At 75.0% G+C, this 17207-nt stretch carries 17 protein-coding genes; 16 read left to right on the forward strand and 1 reads right to left on the reverse strand.

From position 1 onward, the window contains the following. Nucleotides 1-154: 154 nt before the first annotated feature. The 12 genes from ACFW1A_RS25900 (at nt 155) to ACFW1A_RS25955 (ending at nt 12203) form a co-directional block, all read left to right on the forward strand. On the forward strand, nt 155-547 hold the full coding sequence (locus ACFW1A_RS25900) for a YciI family protein (protein ID WP_380412456.1): 393 nt from the start codon (nt 155-157) through the stop codon (nt 545-547). After that, nucleotides 544-1785 (forward strand): RNA polymerase sigma factor, encoded by a 1242-nt coding sequence (locus tag ACFW1A_RS25905; protein ID WP_380412425.1) that lies wholly within the window; start codon nt 544-546, stop codon nt 1783-1785. The genes ACFW1A_RS25900 and ACFW1A_RS25905 overlap by 4 nt, the downstream gene beginning before the upstream one ends. A 172-nt stretch (nt 1786-1957) precedes the next feature. Beyond that, on the forward strand, nt 1958-2392 hold the full coding sequence (locus tag ACFW1A_RS25910; RefSeq protein ID WP_380412427.1) for a hypothetical protein: 435 nt from the start codon (nt 1958-1960) through the stop codon (nt 2390-2392). 210 nt (nt 2393-2602) lie between these two features. Then, nucleotides 2603-3415 (forward strand): ABC transporter permease, encoded by an 813-nt coding sequence (locus ACFW1A_RS25915; protein WP_380412430.1) that lies wholly within the window; start codon nt 2603-2605, stop codon nt 3413-3415. Next, complete coding sequence (locus ACFW1A_RS25920) at nt 3408-4220, forward strand: ABC transporter permease (RefSeq protein WP_380412433.1); 813 nt, start codon at nt 3408-3410, stop codon at nt 4218-4220. The genes ACFW1A_RS25915 and ACFW1A_RS25920 overlap by 8 nt, the downstream gene beginning before the upstream one ends. Nucleotides 4221-4250: 30 nt before the next feature. Further along, nucleotides 4251-5207 carry an ATP-binding cassette domain-containing protein gene (locus ACFW1A_RS25925; protein ID WP_380412435.1) on the forward strand — a complete coding sequence of 319 codons (957 nt, stop codon included), beginning with the start codon at nt 4251-4253 and terminating at the stop codon, nt 5205-5207. 110 nt (nt 5208-5317) lie between these two features. Beyond that, entirely contained in the window at nt 5318-6418 is a 1101-nt protein-coding gene (locus ACFW1A_RS25930; protein ID WP_380412438.1) for a DegT/DnrJ/EryC1/StrS family aminotransferase, read from the forward strand. After that, entirely contained in the window at nt 6415-7347 is a 933-nt protein-coding gene (locus tag ACFW1A_RS25935) for a Gfo/Idh/MocA family protein (RefSeq protein ID WP_380412440.1), read from the forward strand. Before ACFW1A_RS25930 ends, ACFW1A_RS25935 begins: the two co-directional genes overlap by 4 nt. Beyond that, nucleotides 7344-8519 (forward strand): glycosyltransferase family 2 protein, encoded by a 1176-nt coding sequence (locus tag ACFW1A_RS25940; protein WP_380412442.1) that lies wholly within the window; start codon nt 7344-7346, stop codon nt 8517-8519. The genes ACFW1A_RS25935 and ACFW1A_RS25940 overlap by 4 nt, the downstream gene beginning before the upstream one ends. Then, entirely contained in the window at nt 8519-9793 is a 1275-nt protein-coding gene (locus tag ACFW1A_RS25945) for a nucleotide sugar dehydrogenase (RefSeq protein ID WP_380412444.1), read from the forward strand. Before ACFW1A_RS25940 ends, ACFW1A_RS25945 begins: the two co-directional genes overlap by 1 nt. Further along, nucleotides 9735-11144, forward strand: coding sequence for a DUF445 domain-containing protein (locus ACFW1A_RS25950; protein WP_380412457.1), 1410 nt, complete (start codon nt 9735-9737; stop codon nt 11142-11144). The genes ACFW1A_RS25945 and ACFW1A_RS25950 overlap by 59 nt, the downstream gene beginning before the upstream one ends. Before the next feature lie 45 nt (nt 11145-11189). Continuing rightward, a complete protein-coding gene (locus ACFW1A_RS25955) occupies nt 11190-12203 on the forward strand; it encodes an adenosine deaminase (protein ID WP_380412446.1) in 1014 nt (337 codons plus the stop codon). Between the two features lie 7 nt (nt 12204-12210). On the opposite strand, the gene ACFW1A_RS25960 is transcribed toward ACFW1A_RS25955, so the two are convergent. Continuing rightward, nucleotides 12211-13281 (reverse strand): Gfo/Idh/MocA family oxidoreductase, encoded by a 1071-nt coding sequence (locus ACFW1A_RS25960; protein WP_380412448.1) that lies wholly within the window; start codon nt 13279-13281, stop codon nt 12211-12213. Between the two features lie 121 nt (nt 13282-13402). Between ACFW1A_RS25960 and ACFW1A_RS25965 the strand changes: the two genes are divergently transcribed. The 4 genes from ACFW1A_RS25965 to ACFW1A_RS25980 all read left to right on the forward strand — a co-directional run. After that, the gene (locus tag ACFW1A_RS25965) at nt 13403-14182 is read left to right on the forward strand and encodes an HAD-IIA family hydrolase (protein WP_380412450.1); all 780 of its coding nucleotides are present in this window, start codon (nt 13403-13405) and stop codon (nt 14180-14182) included. A 29-nt stretch (nt 14183-14211) separates the two neighbouring features. Further along, a complete protein-coding gene (locus ACFW1A_RS25970) occupies nt 14212-15336 on the forward strand; it encodes a low temperature requirement protein A (protein WP_380412452.1) in 1125 nt (374 codons plus the stop codon). Between the two features lie 97 nt (nt 15337-15433). Next, a complete protein-coding gene (locus ACFW1A_RS25975; protein WP_380412459.1) occupies nt 15434-16120 on the forward strand; it encodes a uracil-DNA glycosylase in 687 nt (228 codons plus the stop codon). 113 nt (nt 16121-16233) lie between these two features. Further along, nucleotides 16234-17207 (forward strand): alpha/beta fold hydrolase (locus ACFW1A_RS25980; RefSeq protein WP_380412454.1); only part of this gene is annotated, 974 nt, incomplete at its 3' end.

Consider the following 17207-nt stretch of genomic DNA (forward strand, 5'->3'; position numbering starts at 1 on the left):
GATCGGCGATACGCCGATCCGCACCGGACCGTGTTCGTGAAGATTTTTCGGGAAACCTCGTCCAGGATGTCGAAAGCGGGCGGCCGGCTTCGACCTACCCGTGAGAGCGCCCCACCGGCGGGCGCCAGGGACGAGGAGCGGGACCGTGAAGTACATGCTGTTGATGCAGTTCAGTGCCCAGAACGTGGACTTCCCGAAGCTGGACGAGTGGAAGCCGGAGGAGATCCAGGCGCACATCCGGTTCATGAAGGAGACCACCACCGAGCTGGCGGCGGCCGGCGAGCTGGTGGACGCCCAGGGGCTGGCGATGCCGGAGACGGCGCGGATCGTGCGCTCGCACAGCGGGGGCGCGCCGGTGGTGACCGAGGGGCCGTTCCCGGAGAGCAAGGAGTGGGTGGCCGGCTGGTGGATCGTGGACTGCGAGAGCGAGCAGCGGGTGGTGGAGATCGCCGCGGCGGTCTCGGCGGCCCCGGGGCCCGGCGGGGAGCCGTTGAACATGCCGATCGAGGTGCGGCAGGTGATGTCGGCGCCGCCGAGCGAGCTGTGACCGGTCAGGAGGAGCTGGACGACCTGCTGCGCATGCTGGCGCCGCAGGTCGTCGGCGTGCTGACCCGGCGGTACGGGGACTTCGCGGCGGCCGAGGACGCGGTGCAGGAGGCGCTGCTGGCGGCGGCGACCCAGTGGCCGGTGGAGGGGCGGCCCGGGAATCCGCGCGGGTGGCTGGTGCAGGTGGCCGGCCGGCGGCTGGTGGAGCAGGTGCGCAGTGAGCAGGCCCGGCGGCGGCGCGAGGAACTGGTGGCCGGGCAGGTGCCGGCGGACCGCCGGGCGGCGCCGGGGGCGGACGAGGGGGAGGACGGGGACGACACGTTGACGCTGCTCTTCCTGTGCTGCCACCCGGTGCTGTCGCCGGCCTCGGCGATCGCGCTGACGCTGCGTTCGGTGGGCGGGCTGACCACGGGGGAGATCGCCCGGGCCTTCCTGGTGCCGGAGGCGACGATGGGTCAGCGGATCAGTCGGGCCAAGCAGCGGATCAAGGCCTCGGGGGTGCCGTTCCGGATGCCGGCGGCGGCGCAGTGGCCGGCCCGGTTGGACGCGGTGCTGCACGTGCTCTACCTGGTCTTCAACGAGGGGTACGCGAGCAGCGGGGGCAGTGAGCTGCGCCGGGTCGAGCTGTCCCGGGAGGCGATCCGGCTGACCCGGGCGGTGCACGCGCTGCTGCCGCAGGACGCGGAGGTGGCGGGCCTGTTGGCGCTGATGCTGCTCACCGAGGCGCGCGGGCCGGCGCGGACGGGGCCGGACGGCGAGCTGGTGCCGCTGGCCGCGCAGGACCGCTCGCGCTGGGACGCGGCGCTGGTCGCGGAGGGGGTGGCGCTGATCACCGCGGCGCTGCCGCGCGGACCGGTGGGCCCGTACCAGGTGCAGGCGGCGATCGCGGCGGTGCACGACGAGGCGGCGACGGCGGAGCGGACGGACTGGCCGCAGATCCTGGCGCTGTACGGGGTATTGGGGCAGCTGTCGGACAATCCGCTGATCCTGCTGGAGAAGGCGGTGGCGACCGCGATGGTGGACGGGCCGGCGGCGGGTCTGGCACTGCTGGCGGACCCGCCGTCCGCGTTGACGGGGCACCACCGGTACTTCGCGGTCCGGGCCTACCTGCACGAGCGCGCCGGGCAGCGGGAGGCGGCGGTGGCCGACTACCGGACCGCGGCCCGGCGCACGGCGAGCCTGCCCGAGCAGCACCACCTGAGCCTGCGGGCGGCGGAGTTGGCGGCGGCGGAGGGGTGAGCGCGGGCCGGTCGCGCGACACGCCGGGAGCGGGGGTGCCGGCTCACGCGTTCGGCCCAGCCGCGGTAGCCCGGCTGGGCTGTTCGGCTCACTGTGAGGAGCGGGGCCGATGCACTCCGTGAGTCTTCGTCAGCGCCCCGCCAGTCAATCCCCGAACAGGAGAAGTACCCTCATGCGTGCCCTCTGGACGGCCGTCGCGCTCGGCGCGGCACTGAGCCTCACGTCGGTCGCCACCGCGACCGCCGCCGTCCCGCTCCGCGAACTCGACGGCCCCCGGGTGGCCCAGGTGGTCCCCGCGGTGCCGCCGGTGCCCGACCTGGGCGGCCTGCACGGGCTGCCCGGACTCACCGGCCTGACCGGTGCCGCCCAGTCCGCCCAGTCGGTCACCCCGCCGACCGTGCCCTCGCTGCCCAGCACGCCCTCGCTGCCGACCGGCGCCGCCCCGGACACCGGGTCGCTGCTGAAGCTGCTGGGCGACCTGCTGTCGACCCTCACCAACCTGCTGTCCAGCCTCGGCCTGCCGGTGACGCTGCCGACCCTGCCGTCGCTGCCGGCCGCCCCGTCGCTGCCCAGCACCCCGGCCCTGCCGAGCGCGCCCAGCAGCTGACCCGGTGAGGTTCCCCGGAAGGGCCGCTGACGGGTAATCAGCTGCGCGACCCGGCCCGCCCCGCTACCGTGGAGCGACACAACCCCATACCGCCGACCAGCCCCGATCGACCAGGACCCCCCGGGTCCCGTCGATCGGGGCTCGTCGGCGCGTGGGCGCGTGCGCAGGGGCGGTGGTCGCTCCTGTGAAATGTCGACAAGGAGACATTCCATGAGGCAGGCGGTCGGGCTCTACCTGGCCATCGCGCGCGGCGCGTTCCGCCGCTACTCCACCTACCGGATGGCCACCTTCTCCGGGGCCGTCACCAACTCCGTCTTCGGCGTCGTGCTGGCCGCCACCTACCTGGCGCTCTGGCGGGCCCGCCCCGGGCTCGGCGGGTACGACGCGACCCGGGCGGTCACCTACATCTGGGTCAGCCAGGCGCTGCTGGCCACCGTCGCGGCCTGGGGCGGCGGGTTCCAGGACGAGGTGCAGCAGCGCTTCCGCAGCGGCGACATCGCGGTGGACCTGTACCGCCCGGTGGACTTCCAGGGCTGGTGGCTCGCCACCGACCTGGGCCGGGCCGGCTTCCAGCTGCTGGTGCGCGGCGGGGTCCCGCTGGCGGTCGGCGTGCTCTGGTGCGGCGCCCGGCTGCCGCACTCGGCGCTCACCTGGCCGCTCTTCCTGCTCTCCACCCTGCTGGCCGTGGTGGTCAGCTTCGGGGTGCGGTTCCTGGTCTCGCTGGCCGGCTTCTGGCTGCACGACGCCGAGGGCCTGCGCGCGCTGACCGGGGTCGCCTCGATGTTCCTGTCCGGCATGCTGCTGCCGCTGACCCTGTTCCCGGCGGCGGCGGGGCAGGTCGCCCGGCTGCTGCCCTGGGCGGCGATCGTCCAACTGCCCTGCGACGTCTTCCTGGAGCGCCGCACCGGCCTCCCGGTGCTGGGCGAGCTGGGCTTCCAACTCGGCTGGGCGGTGGTGCTGTTCGGGCTCGGGCGGGTGGGCCTGCGGCTGGCCTTCCGCAAGGTGGTGGTGCAGGGTGGCTGAGCTGCGCTGGGCGGTGACCTCCTGGCGGCTGGCCGCCGCGATGTGGATGCGGGCCGCCACCGCCTACCGGACCTCCTTCGTGCTGCTGACCGCGGCGAGCCTGCTGGTCTGCTCGCTGGACTTCGTGGTGCTGCTGCTGATGTTCCGGCACACCGACCGGCTCGGCGGGTGGCGGCTGCCGGAGATCGGCCTGCTCTACGGCACCTCCGGGATCGCCATCGGGGTGGCCGACTTCCTGCTCGGCACGGTGGACGGCCTGGGCGAGCGGATCCGCACCGGCGCACTGGACGTGCTGCTGCTGCGCCCGGCCCCGGCGCTGTCCATGGTCTGCGCCGAGCGGTTCACGCTGCGCAGGCTGGGCCGACCGGCGCAGGCCACCGCGGTGCTGGTCTGGTCGCTGCACGCGCTGGCGGTCCCGTGGGACTGGACCAGGGTCGCGCTGCTGGCGATGGTGGTCGTCTGCGGGCCGGTGATCTTCGGCTCGCTCTTCGTCGGGCTGTCCAGCGTGCAGTTCCGCTGGGGCGAGGCGCGCGAGCTGCAGAACTCGCTGACCTACGGCGGGGCCACCCTGCTGCAGTACCCGCCGACCGTCTTCGCCCGCGACCTGCTGCTCGGCGTCACCTTCGGGGTGCCGCTGGCCTTCGTCAACTGGCTGCCGGCGCTGCAGATCCTCGGCCGGCCCGACCCGCTCGGGCTGCCCGTCGCCTGGCGGTTCGCCGCCCCGCTGGTGGCCGCGCTGAGCGTGCTGGCGGCCGGTCTGGCCTGGCGGTCCGGCCTGCGCTCCTACCGTTCCACCGGCAGCTGACCCCGACCCCGCTCCACCGGAGGAGAACCCATGGAACTGATCGAACTCGACCGGGTCAGCCGCACCTTCACCGTGCGCAGCAGGGCCGGCCGACTGCGCCGGCGCCGCCACGAGGTGGTCGCGGTGGACCGGCTGAGCTTCACCGTGCGGGCCGGCGAGTGCGTCGGCTACCTCGGCCCGAACGGCGCCGGCAAGTCCACCACGATCAAGATGCTCACCGGCATCCTGGTCCCCAGCGCCGGCCGGCTGCGGGTGGCCGGGGTGGACCCGGCCCGTCAGCGGGTGGCGCTGGCCCGCCGGATCGGGGTGGTCTTCGGGCAGCGCACCACGCTCTGGTGGGACCTGCCGCTGCGCGACTCCTACGAACTGGCCCGCCGGCTCTACCGGATCGAGCCCGCCCGGTTCGCCGCCAACCTCGCCCGGTGCGTCGAACTGCTGCAGCTCGGCGACCTGCTGGACACCCCGGTGCGCCAGCTCTCGCTCGGCCAGCGGATGCGCGGCGACCTGGCGGCCGCGCTGCTGCACGACCCGAGCGTGCTCTACCTGGACGAACCCACCATCGGGCTGGACGTGCTGAGCAAGGCGCGGGTGCGGGAGTTCCTGCGCGAGGTGAACGCGGCCGGCACCACGGTGCTGCTGACCACCCACGACCTCACCGACATCGAGCAGTTGTGCGACCGGGTGATGGTGATCGACCACGGCCGGCTGGTCTACGACGGCGACCTGGCCGGCCTGCACGCGGCCGGCGAGAGCGAGCGGACCCTGGTGGTGGACCTGGTCCGGCCCGGCGCACCGATCCAGGTGCCCGGCGCCCGGGTGGTCCGGGTCGAGGGCAGCCGGCAGTGGCTGGCCTTCCCGGCCCGGCACAGCGCCGCCCCGATCGTGGCGGCGGTGGCCGAGCGGTACCCGCTGCAGGACCTGTCGGTGCGCGAGCCGGTGATCGAGGACGTGATCGCCCGGATGTACGCGGGAGCCGCCGCGGGCTGACCCGTAACCCGAACGGCCCGCGCACGGTTGGAGGGGGTGGGACGGGTGGCGCCGGGCGTGCAGGAGCCCCGGCGCCGCCCTCCCCCCGAGCACGAGCAGGGAGTGGGAGCATGGCCCCAGCGCCGGACACCGTCCCGGTGGCGGCACCGGTGATCGGCGAGTACGAGATCGCCGCAGTGGCCCGGGTGCTGCGCAGCGGCCTGGTCGTCCAGGGCCCCGAAGTGGCGGCGTTCGAGGCCGAGTTCGCCGAACTGGTGGCCGGGCGCGAGTGCGTGGCCGTCAACTCCGGCACCTCGGCGCTGCAGCTGAGCCTGCAGGCGCTGGGCATCGGGCCCGGTGACGAGGTGGTGGTGCCGTCGTTCTCGTTCGCGGCCACCGCCAACGCCGTCCGGCTGGTCGGCGCCGAACCGGTCTTCGCCGAGATCGACCCGGACACCTACTGCCTGGCACCGGCCGCGGTGGCGGCGGCGATCGGCCCGCGCACCGCGGCGCTGCTGCCGGTGCACCTCTACGGGCACCCGGCCCCGATGGGCCCGCTGCTGGCGCTGGCCGAGCGGCACGGCCTGGCCGTGGTGGAGGACGCCTGCCAGGCGCACGCCGCGGGCCTGCACGGCCACCCGGTGGGCGCGTTCGGGGCCGCGGGCTGCTTCAGCTTCTACCCGACCAAGAACATGCACGCGCTGGAGGGCGGGATGATCGCCGTCCGGGACGGGCGGCTGGCCGAGCGGCTGCGCCTGCTGCGCAACCAGGGGATGGCCGAGCGGTACCGGCACGAGGTGGTCGGCGGCAACCTGCGGATGACCGACGTGTCGGCCGCCGTCGGCCGGGTGCAGCTGCGCGCGCTGGCCCGGCGCACCGCCCGCCGCCGGGCGAACGCGGCCGTGCTGGACGCCGGGCTGCGCGGGGTGGCCGTGCCGGTGGTCGCCCCGGGCGCCGCCCACGTCTACCACCAGTACACCGTGCGGGTGCCGCACCGGGACCGGTTCCAGGAGGAGTTGGCCCGGCACGGGGTGGCCAGCGCGGTGCACTACCCGGTGCCGATCCACCGCCAGCCCGCCTACGGCCTCGACCTGGCGCTGCCGGTCACCGACCGGGCGGCCGCCGAGGTGCTGTCGCTGCCGGTCCACCCGAGCCTCACCGAGGAGCAACTGGCCCGGGTGGTGGCGGGCGTGACGGCCACCGCCGAGCTGCTGGCCGGGGCCGTCCGGTGAGCGGGCCGCTGCGGGTCGGCCTGATCGGCCTGGGCGTGATGGGCCGGCACCACGCCCGGGTGCTGCGCGGCCTCGACGGCGTGCGGCTGGTCGGCGTGGTGGACCCGGCCGGCGACCCGGACGGCGCGGTGCACGGCACCCCGGTGCACGCGGAGCCGGCCGGGCTGCTCGCCCGCGGGCTGGACTACGCGGTGGTGGCCTGCCCGACCGGCGCGCACGAGGAGGTCGGGCTGGCGCTGGCCGCGCACGGGGTGCCCGCACTGATCGAGAAGCCGCTGGGCGGCAGCGCGGCCGCCGCGGGGCGGCTGGTGCGGGCCTTCGAGGAGCGCCGGCTGCTCGCCGCGGTCGGCCACGTCGAGCGGTTCCAGCCGGTGCTGAAGGAGCTGCGCGCCCGGCTGCCCGAGCTCGGCGTACTGAGCCAGGTCCTGACCGAGCGCCAGGCCCCGCTCGGCGGACGGGCCGCGCGGACCGGGGTGGTGCAGGACCTGGCCACCCACGACCTGGACCTGACCCGCTGGCTGACCGGCCGGGAGTACGCCTGGCTGGCCGCGCGCACCGTCCGGCGCCCGGGCGCGGCGGTGGAGGGCGCGGCCGCGGTGCTCGGCGAGCTGGCCGACGGCACCCTGGTCAGCCACCAGGTCGGGCGGCTCGGGCCGGTGCGCCGGCGCACCGTCGTGGTCACCGGCGAGCACGGCCGGCTGGCCGCCGACATGCTGGCCGGCACCCTGCTGCGCCAGGGACCCGGTGTCGAGCAGCTGCTCCGCCCGCCCGCCGCACCGGACGCGCTGACCGCCCAGCACCGGGAGTTCGCCGCCGCCGTGGCCGGCCGGGGCGGCCGGGTGGTGGCCCTGCGGGAGGGGCTGCGGGCGGTGGAGCTGGCCGAATCGGTGCTGGCCCGAGCAACCCGGAGCGACGGAGTGACGGTATGACCGAGCAGCCCGAGGTGACCGTGGTGGTCGCCTGCTACAACGCGATGCCCTACCTGACGGCCTGCCTGGACTCCCTGGTGGGCCAGTCGATCCGCCGTCAGCGCCCCGGCGCGCTGCAGGTGGTGGCGGTGGACGACGGCTCCACCGACGACAGCGGCGCCGAGCTGCGCCGCTACGAGGAGCGCCACCCGGAGCTGTTCACCGTGCTCGCCCAGCCCAACTCGGGCGGCCCGGCGGCCCCCGGCAACCGGGCGCTGGAGAAGGCCCGCGGCCGGTTCCTCTTCTTCCTGGGCGCCGACGACTGGCTGGGCGAGGAGGCGCTGGAGCGGCTGGTGGCGATGGCCGACCGGGCCGGGTCCGACGTGGTGCTCGGCAAGATGGTCGGGGTCGGCGGGCGCCAGGTGCCGCAGGGCATCTTCGAGCGGACCCGGGAGCGGGTCACCTTCACCGACTCCGCGCTGGCCTGGGCGCTGTCCGACACCAAGCTGTTCCGCCGGTCGCTGGTCGAGGAGCACGGCCTGCGCAAGCGCGAGGACCTGCCCGCCTACTCCGACCAGCCCTTCACCCTGGAGGCCTGCCTGCGCTCGCGCCGGATCTCGGTCCTGGCCGACTACGACTGCTACTACGCGGTGCTGCGCCAGGACCACGGCAACGTCACCGTCCGCTCCGGGCACGAGGACCGGCTGCGCGGGGTCGCGGCGATGCTGGAGGTGGCCGAGCGCCTGGCCGACCCGGGGCCGGAGCTGGCCGCGCTGCGCGGGCGGGCCTTCTCCTGGGAGATCCCGCGGCTGCTGCAGACCGAGTTCCTGACCCTGCAGGAGCCGGTGCAGCGGCGGCTCTGCGCGGGGGTCGCCCGGCTGATCGAACGGCACTGCCCGCAGGCCGAGTTCGAGAAGCTGGTGGTGCGCGACCGGCTCCGGCTGGACCTGGCCCGCCGCGGCCGGGTGGCGGCGCTGCGCCGGTTGATCCGCTACCAGGCGGCCTACTGGGAGTCCGCGCTGCCCAAGGCCGACGGCAGCGGGCCGGCCCCGGCCCGGCCGGCGCCGCAGCCGACCCTGACGGTGCAGCTGTGGCGCGGCCTGGTGCCGGCCCAGCTGCGCCGCCAGCTGCGCCGCACCCCGGCCTGGCGCGGGCTGGTCGAGCGGGCCTACGCCAAGTGGGGGGAGCGCTGATGGACGTCCTGGTGGTGGGGCTGGGCAAGATCGGACTGCCGCTGGCCGTGCAGTGCGCGCGGCGCGGGCACCGGGTGCTCGGGGCCGACACCGATCCGGCGGTGGTGGCGGCGGTCAACCGGGGGCGGGCGCCGTTCCCGGGCGAGCCGGAGCTGGCCGAGCCGCTGAAGGCGGCGGTGGCCGACGGCCGGCTGCGGGCCACCGGGGACACCACGGCGGCCGCCGCCCGGGCGGACGCGGTGGTGGTCGTGGTGCCGCTGCTGGTCGATGCCGCGGGCACGCCCGACTTCGGCGCGCTGGACGCGGCCACCGCGGCGGTGGCCGCCGGTCTGCGCCCGGGCACCCTGGTGAGCTACGAGACCACGCTGCCGGTGGGCACCACCCGGGGCCGGTTCGGGCCGGTGCTCGGTCCCGGCGCGCACGTCGTCTTCAGCCCGGAACGGGTGCTCAGCGGACGGGTGCTGACGGACCTGCGGCGCTACCCCAAGCTGCTCGGCGGCCTGGACCCGGAGGCGGCCCGGCGCGGCCGGGAGTTCTACCGGGCGGTGCTGGACTTCGACCCGCGCCCCGATCTGGCCCCGCGCGGGAACGGGGTCTGGGACCTCGGCAGTGCCGAGGCCGCCGAACTGGCCAAGCTCGCCGAGACCACCTACCGGGACGTCAACATCGCGCTGGTCAACCAGTTCGCCCGGTTCGCCGACCGGGCCGGGATCGCGCTGGACCCGGTACTGGAGGCCTGCAACAGCCAGCCCTACAGCCACCTGCACCGGCCCGGCATCGCGGTCGGCGGCCACTGCATCCCGGTCTACCCCCGGCTGTACCTGTGGCAGGACCCGGACGCCACCGTGGTCAGTGCCGCGCGGGCCGCCAACGAGGCGATGCCGGGCTACGCGGTCGGCCTGCTGGAGCGGGCGCTGGGCACCCTGGCCGGCCACCGGGTGCTGGTGCTCGGCGCGGCCTACCGGGGCGGGGTCAAGGAGACCGCCTGCTCCGGGGTCTTCCCGCTGACGGCGGCGCTGACCGCGGCCGGCGCCGCGCCGCTGGTGGCCGACCCGCTCTACCGCGACGACGAACTGGCGGCCCTGGGGCTGCGCGCCTGGGCGGGGGAGGAGGTGGCGGCCGTGGTGGTGCAGGCGGACCACGCCGAGTACCGGGAGGTCGGCCCGGCCGACTTCCCGGGCGTGCGGGTCCTGCTGGACGGGCGCGGGGCCACCGATCCGGCCCGCTGGACCGGGGTGCACCGGATGGTCCTCGGGGGCGGAACCCAGGGGTAACTCAGGGGCCGACAAGCCGAAGATCCGACCGGCGATCAGTGACACTGGTCGGGTGGAGAGCGAGCACGAGGCCGCGGTGGCCGCCGCCGGAGTCCGGTTCACCGCCGCCGACGAGGAGAAGCGCCGCGGCGTGCGGCGGATGAAGGCGATCGCCACCGGCTTCCTGGCCGCCGCCACCGTGGTGTACGCCCTGGCCACCTGGGCGAAGGCGGCCGGGTGGACCGGCTGGCCCGAGTACGTCGCGGCCGCCGCCGAGGCGGGCATGGTCGGCGCGCTGGCCGACTGGTTCGCCGTCACCGCGCTGTTCCGGCGCCCGTTCGGGCTGCCGATCCCGCACACCGCGATCATCCCGACCAAGAAGGACGCCTTCGGCAAGTCGTTGGGCAGCTTCGTCGGCGAGAACTTCCTGGCCGTCCAGGTGGTCCGCACCCGGCTGGCCTCGCTCGGCATCGCCCGCCGGCTCGGCGAGTGGCTGGCCGCCCCCGGCAACGCCGAGCGGGTCACCACCGAGGCCGCGGCCGCGCTGCGCGGGGTGCTGGCGGTGCTGCGCGACGAGGACGTGCAGGCGGTGGTGGGGGAGGCGGTCACCCGCCGGGCGGCGGCCACCCAGGTCGCCGAGCCGCTCGGGCGGCTGCTCGGCAAGGTGGTGGCGGACGGCGGCCACCACGGCGTGGTGGACCTGGTCGCGGTCCGGGCGCACGACTGGCTGGCGGAGCACCACGGGGACGTGGTGGAGAAGGTCGCCATAAAGTCGCCCGGCTGGACCCCGAAGTTCATCGACCACCAGGTCGGCGAGCGGGTCTACAAGGAGCTGATGCGCTTCGTCACCGCGATCCGCGACGACCCGCAGCACCCGGCGCGCGGCGCGATCGACACCTTCCTGGCCGACTTCGCGGTGGAGCTGCGGACCGATCCGGCCACCCAGGCCCGGGTCGAGCGGGCCAAGGCCGACCTGCTGGCCCGCAACGAGGTGCAGGAGCTGATCGCCTCCTCCTGGAGCGCGGTGCGCACCCTGGTGCTGACCGCCGCCGAGGACGAGAACAGCGAGCTGCGCCGCCGGATCCGCGACGGGGTGCGCGCGTTCGGGCAGAAGCTGGCCACCGACGAGCGGCTGCAGGCCAAGACCGACGGCTGGCTGCAGGACGCGGCCGCCTACGTGGTGGAGACCTACCGGGACGAGATCACCTCGCTGATCTCCGACACGGTGGCGGGCTGGGACGCGGCCGACGCCTCCCGCAAGATCGAGGCCAACGTGGGGCGCGACCTGCAGTTCATCCGGATCAACGGCACCGTGGTCGGTGCCCTGGCCGGGCTGCTGATCCATGCGGTGGCGACCGCGCTGGGCGGCTGACGGGTTCTAATGGAGGGTCGAACACGAAGAGACCAAGGAGTGCGGATGGACGCGTTCATTGCCGGCCTGCCCAAGGCGGAGCTGCACGTGCACCACGTGGGCTCGGCCTCGCCCCGGGTGGTGGCGAACCTGGCCGCCCGGTACGAGGGGCGCACCGAGGTGCCGGCCGATCCGGAGAAACTGGCGGAGTACTTCACCTTCACCGACTTCGCGCACTTCATCCAGGTCTACCTGTCGGTGGTCGACCTGGTCCGGGACGCCGAGGACGTGCGCGAGCTCACCTACGGCGTGGCCGAGGACATGGCCCGCCAGCAGATCCGCTACGCCGAACTGACCGTCACCCCGTACAGCTCGGTCCGCCGCGGGATCCCGGACCGGGCCTTCATGGAGGCGATCGAGGACGCCCGGACCAGTGCCGAGCGCGACTTCGGCATCGTGCTGCGCTGGTGCTTCGACATCCCCGGCGAGGCCGGGCTGCAGTCGGCCGAGGAGACCGCGCGGCTGGCGCTGGAGGTGGGGGCCGAGGGCCTGGTGAGCTTCGGGCTGGGCGGCCCGGAGATCGGCGTGCCGCGCCCGCAGTTCAAGCCGTACTTCGACCGGGCGCGGGCGGCCGGCCTGCACAGCGTGCCGCACGCCGGCGAGTCGACCGGCCCGGAGACGGTCTGGGACGCGATCCGGGAGCTGGGCGCCGAGCGGATCGGCCACGGCACCCAGAGCTTCAAGGACCCGGCCCTGCTGGACTACCTGGGCGAGCACCGGATCCCGCTGGAGGTCTGCCCCACCTCCAACCTGGCCACCCGGGTGGTGGAGCGGATGGCGGAGCACCCGATCAAGCGCTTCGTCGACGCCGGCCTGCTGGTCACGGTGAACAGCGACGACCCGCCGATGTTCGGCACCACCCTGAACACCGAGTACGCGGTGGCCGCCGAGCTGCTCGACCTGGACCGGGCCGGGGTGGCCGGCCTGGCCAAGAACGCGGTGGAGGCCTCGTTCCTGGACCCGGCGGGCAAGCGGCGGCTGACCGCGGAGATCGACGCCTACCTGGCGGCGCAGGGCTGAGCCCGCGTCAGTCCAGCCGGACGGTCTGCCCGGTGGCGGCGGAGTGCCGGGCGGCCTCCAGCACCCGCAGCGTGCGCACCGCGTCGTAGGGGTCCACCGGCGGCGGGGTGCCGGTGGCCAGGGCCCGGGCCAGCTCGGCGTAGAAGGCGGGGTAGTCGCCCGGGTCGGTGGGCACGGTGCGCTGCGCCTCGTCGGTGCCCAGGGTGCCGGGGACGGGCGGGACGGCCACGCCCCAGGGCTGCCCGTCGCCGGGGCGGCGCCCGGCCCGCAGCGCCGCCTCCTGCGGGTCGGTCCCGTGCTTCCGGTAGCCCGCGCGGTCGCCGAGCACCCGCAGCCGGGGCCCGGAGAGCGGGGCCAGCGCGCTGGTCCACAGGTGCGAGCGGACGCCGCCGGCGTGGGTCAGCGCCACGAAGGCGTCGTCGTCCACCACCGCGCCGTCCCGGCGCACGTCGATCTCGGCGTAGACCGACAGGGCCGGACCGAACAGGGTCAGCGCCTGGTCCACCAGGTGGCTGCCCAGGTCGTACAGGGTGCCGCCGGCCTCGGCCGGGTCGGCCAGTTCGCGCCAGCCGGCCTTGGGCTTGGGCCGGAACCGCTCGAACCGCGACTCGAAGCGGTGCACCCGGCCCAGCGCGCCGGACTCGACCAGCCGGCGGGCGGTCAGGAAGTCGTCGTCCCAGCGCCGGTTCTGGAAGACCGTCAGCAGCGTGGCGCGGGAGACGGCCAGTCCGCACAGCGCCTCGGCCTCCTGCGCCGAGACCGCCAGCGGCTTGTCCACCACGGTGGCCAGACCCGCGGTCAGCGCGGCCCGGGCCAGCGGCAGGTGGGTGCGGTTGGGGGTGGCGATCACCACCACGTCGTACCGGTCGGCGGCGTCGAAGACCTGCTCGGGGGAGTCCAGCACGGGGGTGAGCGGGTGCTCGGCGGCCAGCCGGTCGCGGCGCTTCGGGTTGGCGGTCACCACGGCGGCCAGGTGCAGGCCCGGGGTGGTGGCGATCAGCGGGGCGTGGAAGGCGGCACCGGCCAGGCCGTAGCCGATCAGCGCCACCTGGTACGGGGAGCGGGGAGCGGTGGTCATGGACCTACGGAACCACACCGGCCGTCCACAGGCCGGGACGTCGCTGCCCGCGGCTGGACGGGCCGATTAGGCTGGGGCCGTCGGGGCAGCCGGTAACGCAAGACTTCAGGAGAGTACTGCCGTGGTAGAGCGCAAGCCCATCGAGTCCTGGCTCACCGACATGGACGGGGTCCTCATCCACGAGGGCACCCCGATCCCGGGCGCCGACGAGTTCATCCGGCGGCTGCGCGCCTCCGGCAAGCCGTTCCTGGTGCTGACCAACAACTCCATCTACACCCCGCGCGACCTGGCGGCCCGGCTGGCCGGGATGGGCCTGGAGGTGCCGGAGGAGTGCATCTGGACCTCCGCGCTGGCCACCGCGAAGTTCCTCAAGGGCCAGCGGCCCGGCGGCACCGCCTACGTGATCGGCGAGGCGGGCCTGACCACCGCGCTCTACCAGGCCGGTTACGTGCTGACCGACAACAACCCCGACTACGTGGTGCTCGGCGAGACCCGGACCTACAGCTTCGAGTCGCTGACCAAGGCGATCCGGCTGATCAACGCGGGCGCCCGGTTCATCTGCACCAACCCGGACGAGACCGGCCCGTCCACCGAGGGCGTGCTGCCCGCCACCGGCTCGGTCGCGGCGCTGATCACCAAGGCCACCGGGGTGGAGCCGTACTTCGTCGGCAAGCCCAACCCGCTGATGATGCGTGAGGCGCTGAACACCGCCGGGGCGCACTCGGAGACCGCGGTGATGATCGGCGACCGGATGGACACCGACATCGTGGCGGGCATCGAGGCCGGCATGGAGACCGTGCTGGTGCTCACCGGCCTGACCTCGGCCGCGGACGTCGAGCGGTTCCCGTACCGGCCGCACCGGGTGGTCGCCTCGATCGCCGACCTGATCGAACTGATCTGACCGACCGCGCCTTGGGGGAGGGGGAGCAGGTGTCGGAGGCCGAGGAGAAGCGGGTCACCTGGGCGGAGTGCTACTTCGACCTGGTGTTCGTCTTCGCCATCACGCAGGTCTCCGGCCTGCTCCAGCAGACCGCGCTGCCGCGCGCCCTGGTGGTCCTGGTCCCGGTCTACTGGTGCTGGGTCGGCACCACCGTCCAGGCCAACGTGCGGGACGTGGACAACGCCCGGGACCGGCTCGGGATCCTCGGCGTCGGGCTGGCCGGGATGGGCATGGCGATGGCGATCCCGGACGCCTACGGCGGGCGCGGCCTGCTGTTCGGACTCTCCTACTGGGCGGCCCGGCTGGTGCTGTTCGCGCTGATGGCGCACGTGCCGCGGGCCCGGACCGGGCCGTACGGGATCGGTGCCGCGATCACCGGGCCGCTGCTGGTGGCCGGCGGCCTGCTGGACGGGAACGCGCGGCTGCTGCTCTGGGCGCTGGCCGCGCTGATCGACCTGGCCGGGCCGGCCGTGCTGCGCCGCCGACTGGCGGACGTGCGGTACCACGCGGGCCACCTGCCGGAGCGGTTCGGGCTGCTGATGCTGGTGGCGGTCGGTGAGTCGATCGTCGCCACCGGCGCCCCGGCGGCCGCCGCACGCACCCTGGACGGTGCCGAACTGGCCTCGGTGGCGGCCGCGTTCACCATCTCCTGCGCGCTCTGGTGGGTCTACTTCGTGCACGCCAACGAGGCGATGCGGTACGCGGTGGCGGTCGCCGAGGTGCAGCGCGACCTGGTCCGGCGGGTCTTCTCCTACGCCCACCTGGTCCTGGTGGCCTCGGTGATCACGGTGGCGGCCGGCTTCCACGGCACCGTGGCGGAGCCCGACCGGCCGCTGAGCTGGCGCAACCTGGCCCTGCTGTGCGGGGGTTGCGCGCTCTACCTGGGCACCTTCGGCTACACCCGGTGGATCATGTTCCAGGCCGTGGCGCACACCCGGGTGGCCGCCGCCGGCGTGGTGCTGGCACTGATCCCGGTGCTGCGGCCGCTGCCGGCCCTGGGCGCGCTGGCGCTGCTGGCGGTGGTGCTGGTGCTGCTGGTGGCGTTCGAGGAGTACCGGATCAAGCAGGCTCGGCTGCGGGCGGCACCGGCCGCGGCCGTCGCGGTGGCCGAATAGGCGTTGTCGGCGCGGCTGTGTAGCGTGCGGGGTGTACGAGCCGGAGTCGAGGAAGGTCGGTGCGGTGACCGAGGTCGCTGAGAGGGAATCTGCTGTGCTGGAGAACGAGTTCGAGCTCCCCGAGTCCTGGCGCGAGGTGCTCGCGGGCGAGACCGAGCAGCCGTACTTCGCCGAACTCGCGGCCTTCGTCGCGGCCCAGCGGGCCGAGCACCAGGTCTTCCCGCCGCGCGGACAGGTGTTCTCCGCGCTGGCCGCCACCGCCTACCAGGACGTGCGGGTGCTGGTGCTCGGTCAGGACCCGTACCACGACGACGGCCAGGCGCACGGGATGAGCTTCTCGGTGCTGCCCGGCACGAAGACGCCGCCCTCGCTGCGCAACATCTACAAGGAGCTGGCCAGCGACCTCGGCGTGCCGGTGCCGGACAACGGCTACCTGATGCCCTGGGCCGAGCAGGGCGTGCTGCTGCTCAACGCGGTCCTCACGGTGCGGGCGCACGAGGCCAACTCGCACAAGGGCAAGGGCTGGGAGAAGTTCACCGACGCGGTGATCAAGGCGGTCAGCGCCCGCGAGGAGCCGTGCGTCTTCGTGCTCTGGGGCGGCTACGCGAAGAAGAAGCTGCCGCTGATCGACACCGGCAAGCACGTGGTCGTGCAGGGGGCGCACCCGTCGCCGCTGTCCGCCAAGCTGTTCCTGGGCTCCAAGCCGTTCTCGCAGATCAACGCGGCGCTGGAGGGCTTCGGCGAGAAGCCCGTCGACTGGGCGATCCCGAACCTGAACGGCTGACCGGCATGTCGGCCGCCGCCACCCGGCGGCGGCCGCGGGCGGTGCGCGCCACCATGGTCGGCGGTGGACCGGGGCCGTAGGGTACCGGCACCACGAACCGGAAGGTGCCCCCCATGACCGCTGCGCCGCTCGTCCCCGAGGAGTCCTCCGTCCCGGTGCCCGGCGGCGAGTTGGCCGTGCTGCGCTGGCCGGCCGGGACCGCCGGGGCGCCCACCGTGCTGGCGCTGCACGGGATCACCGCCAACGCGCTGGCCTGGGGCGCGATCGCCCGCGAACTGGCCGGGCGGGTCACCCTGGTGGCGCCCGACCTGCGCGGCCGGGCCCGCAGCGCCGCGCTGCCCGGCCCGTACGGACTGGCCCGGCACGCCGACGACGCGGCCCTGGTGCTGGCCGGACTCGGCGCGGCCGAGGGGCCGTTGACGGTCGCCGGGCACTCGATGGGCGCCTGGGTGGCGGCGCTGACCGCGGTGCGGCACCCCGCACTGGTGCGCCGACTGCTGCTGGTGGACGGCGCGGTGAGCTTCCCGCCGCCCGCCGGGGTGAGCCGGGACCAGGCCCTGGCGGCGGTGCTCGGCCCGGCGCTGGCCAGGCTCTCGATGACCTTCGCCGACCGGGCCGGCTACCGGGAGTTCTGGCGCGCCCACCCGGCTTGGCCGAGCCTGGACGAGGAGGCCATGGCGCCCTACCTGGAGCGCGACCTGACCGGTGCGGAGCCGCGGCTGCGGTCGGCCTGCGTGCTGGCGGCCGTGGAGACCGACGGCGCCGAGGTGCTGCTGGACCGGGCGGCGGCCGAGGCGGTGCACCGCCTGCCCTGTCCGGCCGAACTGCTCTGGGCCGAGCGCGGGCTGCAGGACGAGCCGCGCGCCCTCTACGACCGGGACCGACTGGCCGGCCTCCCGGTGCCGCACCGTCAGGTCCCGGACAGCAACCACTACTCGGTGCTGATGGGCGCGGCCGGCGCGAAGCAGGTGGCCGAGCGCCTGCTGGCGGGGGGGGGGGGGGGCCGCGGCGCCCCCCCCCCCCCCCCCGGGCCCGGGCGGGGGGGGGGGGGGGGGGTGCGGGGGGGGGGGCCCCCCCGCGGCGCCCC

It is taken from the genome of Kitasatospora sp. NPDC058965 (assembly GCF_042741245.1).
In the GTDB taxonomy this organism is placed as follows: domain Bacteria; phylum Actinomycetota; class Actinomycetes; order Streptomycetales; family Streptomycetaceae; genus Kitasatospora.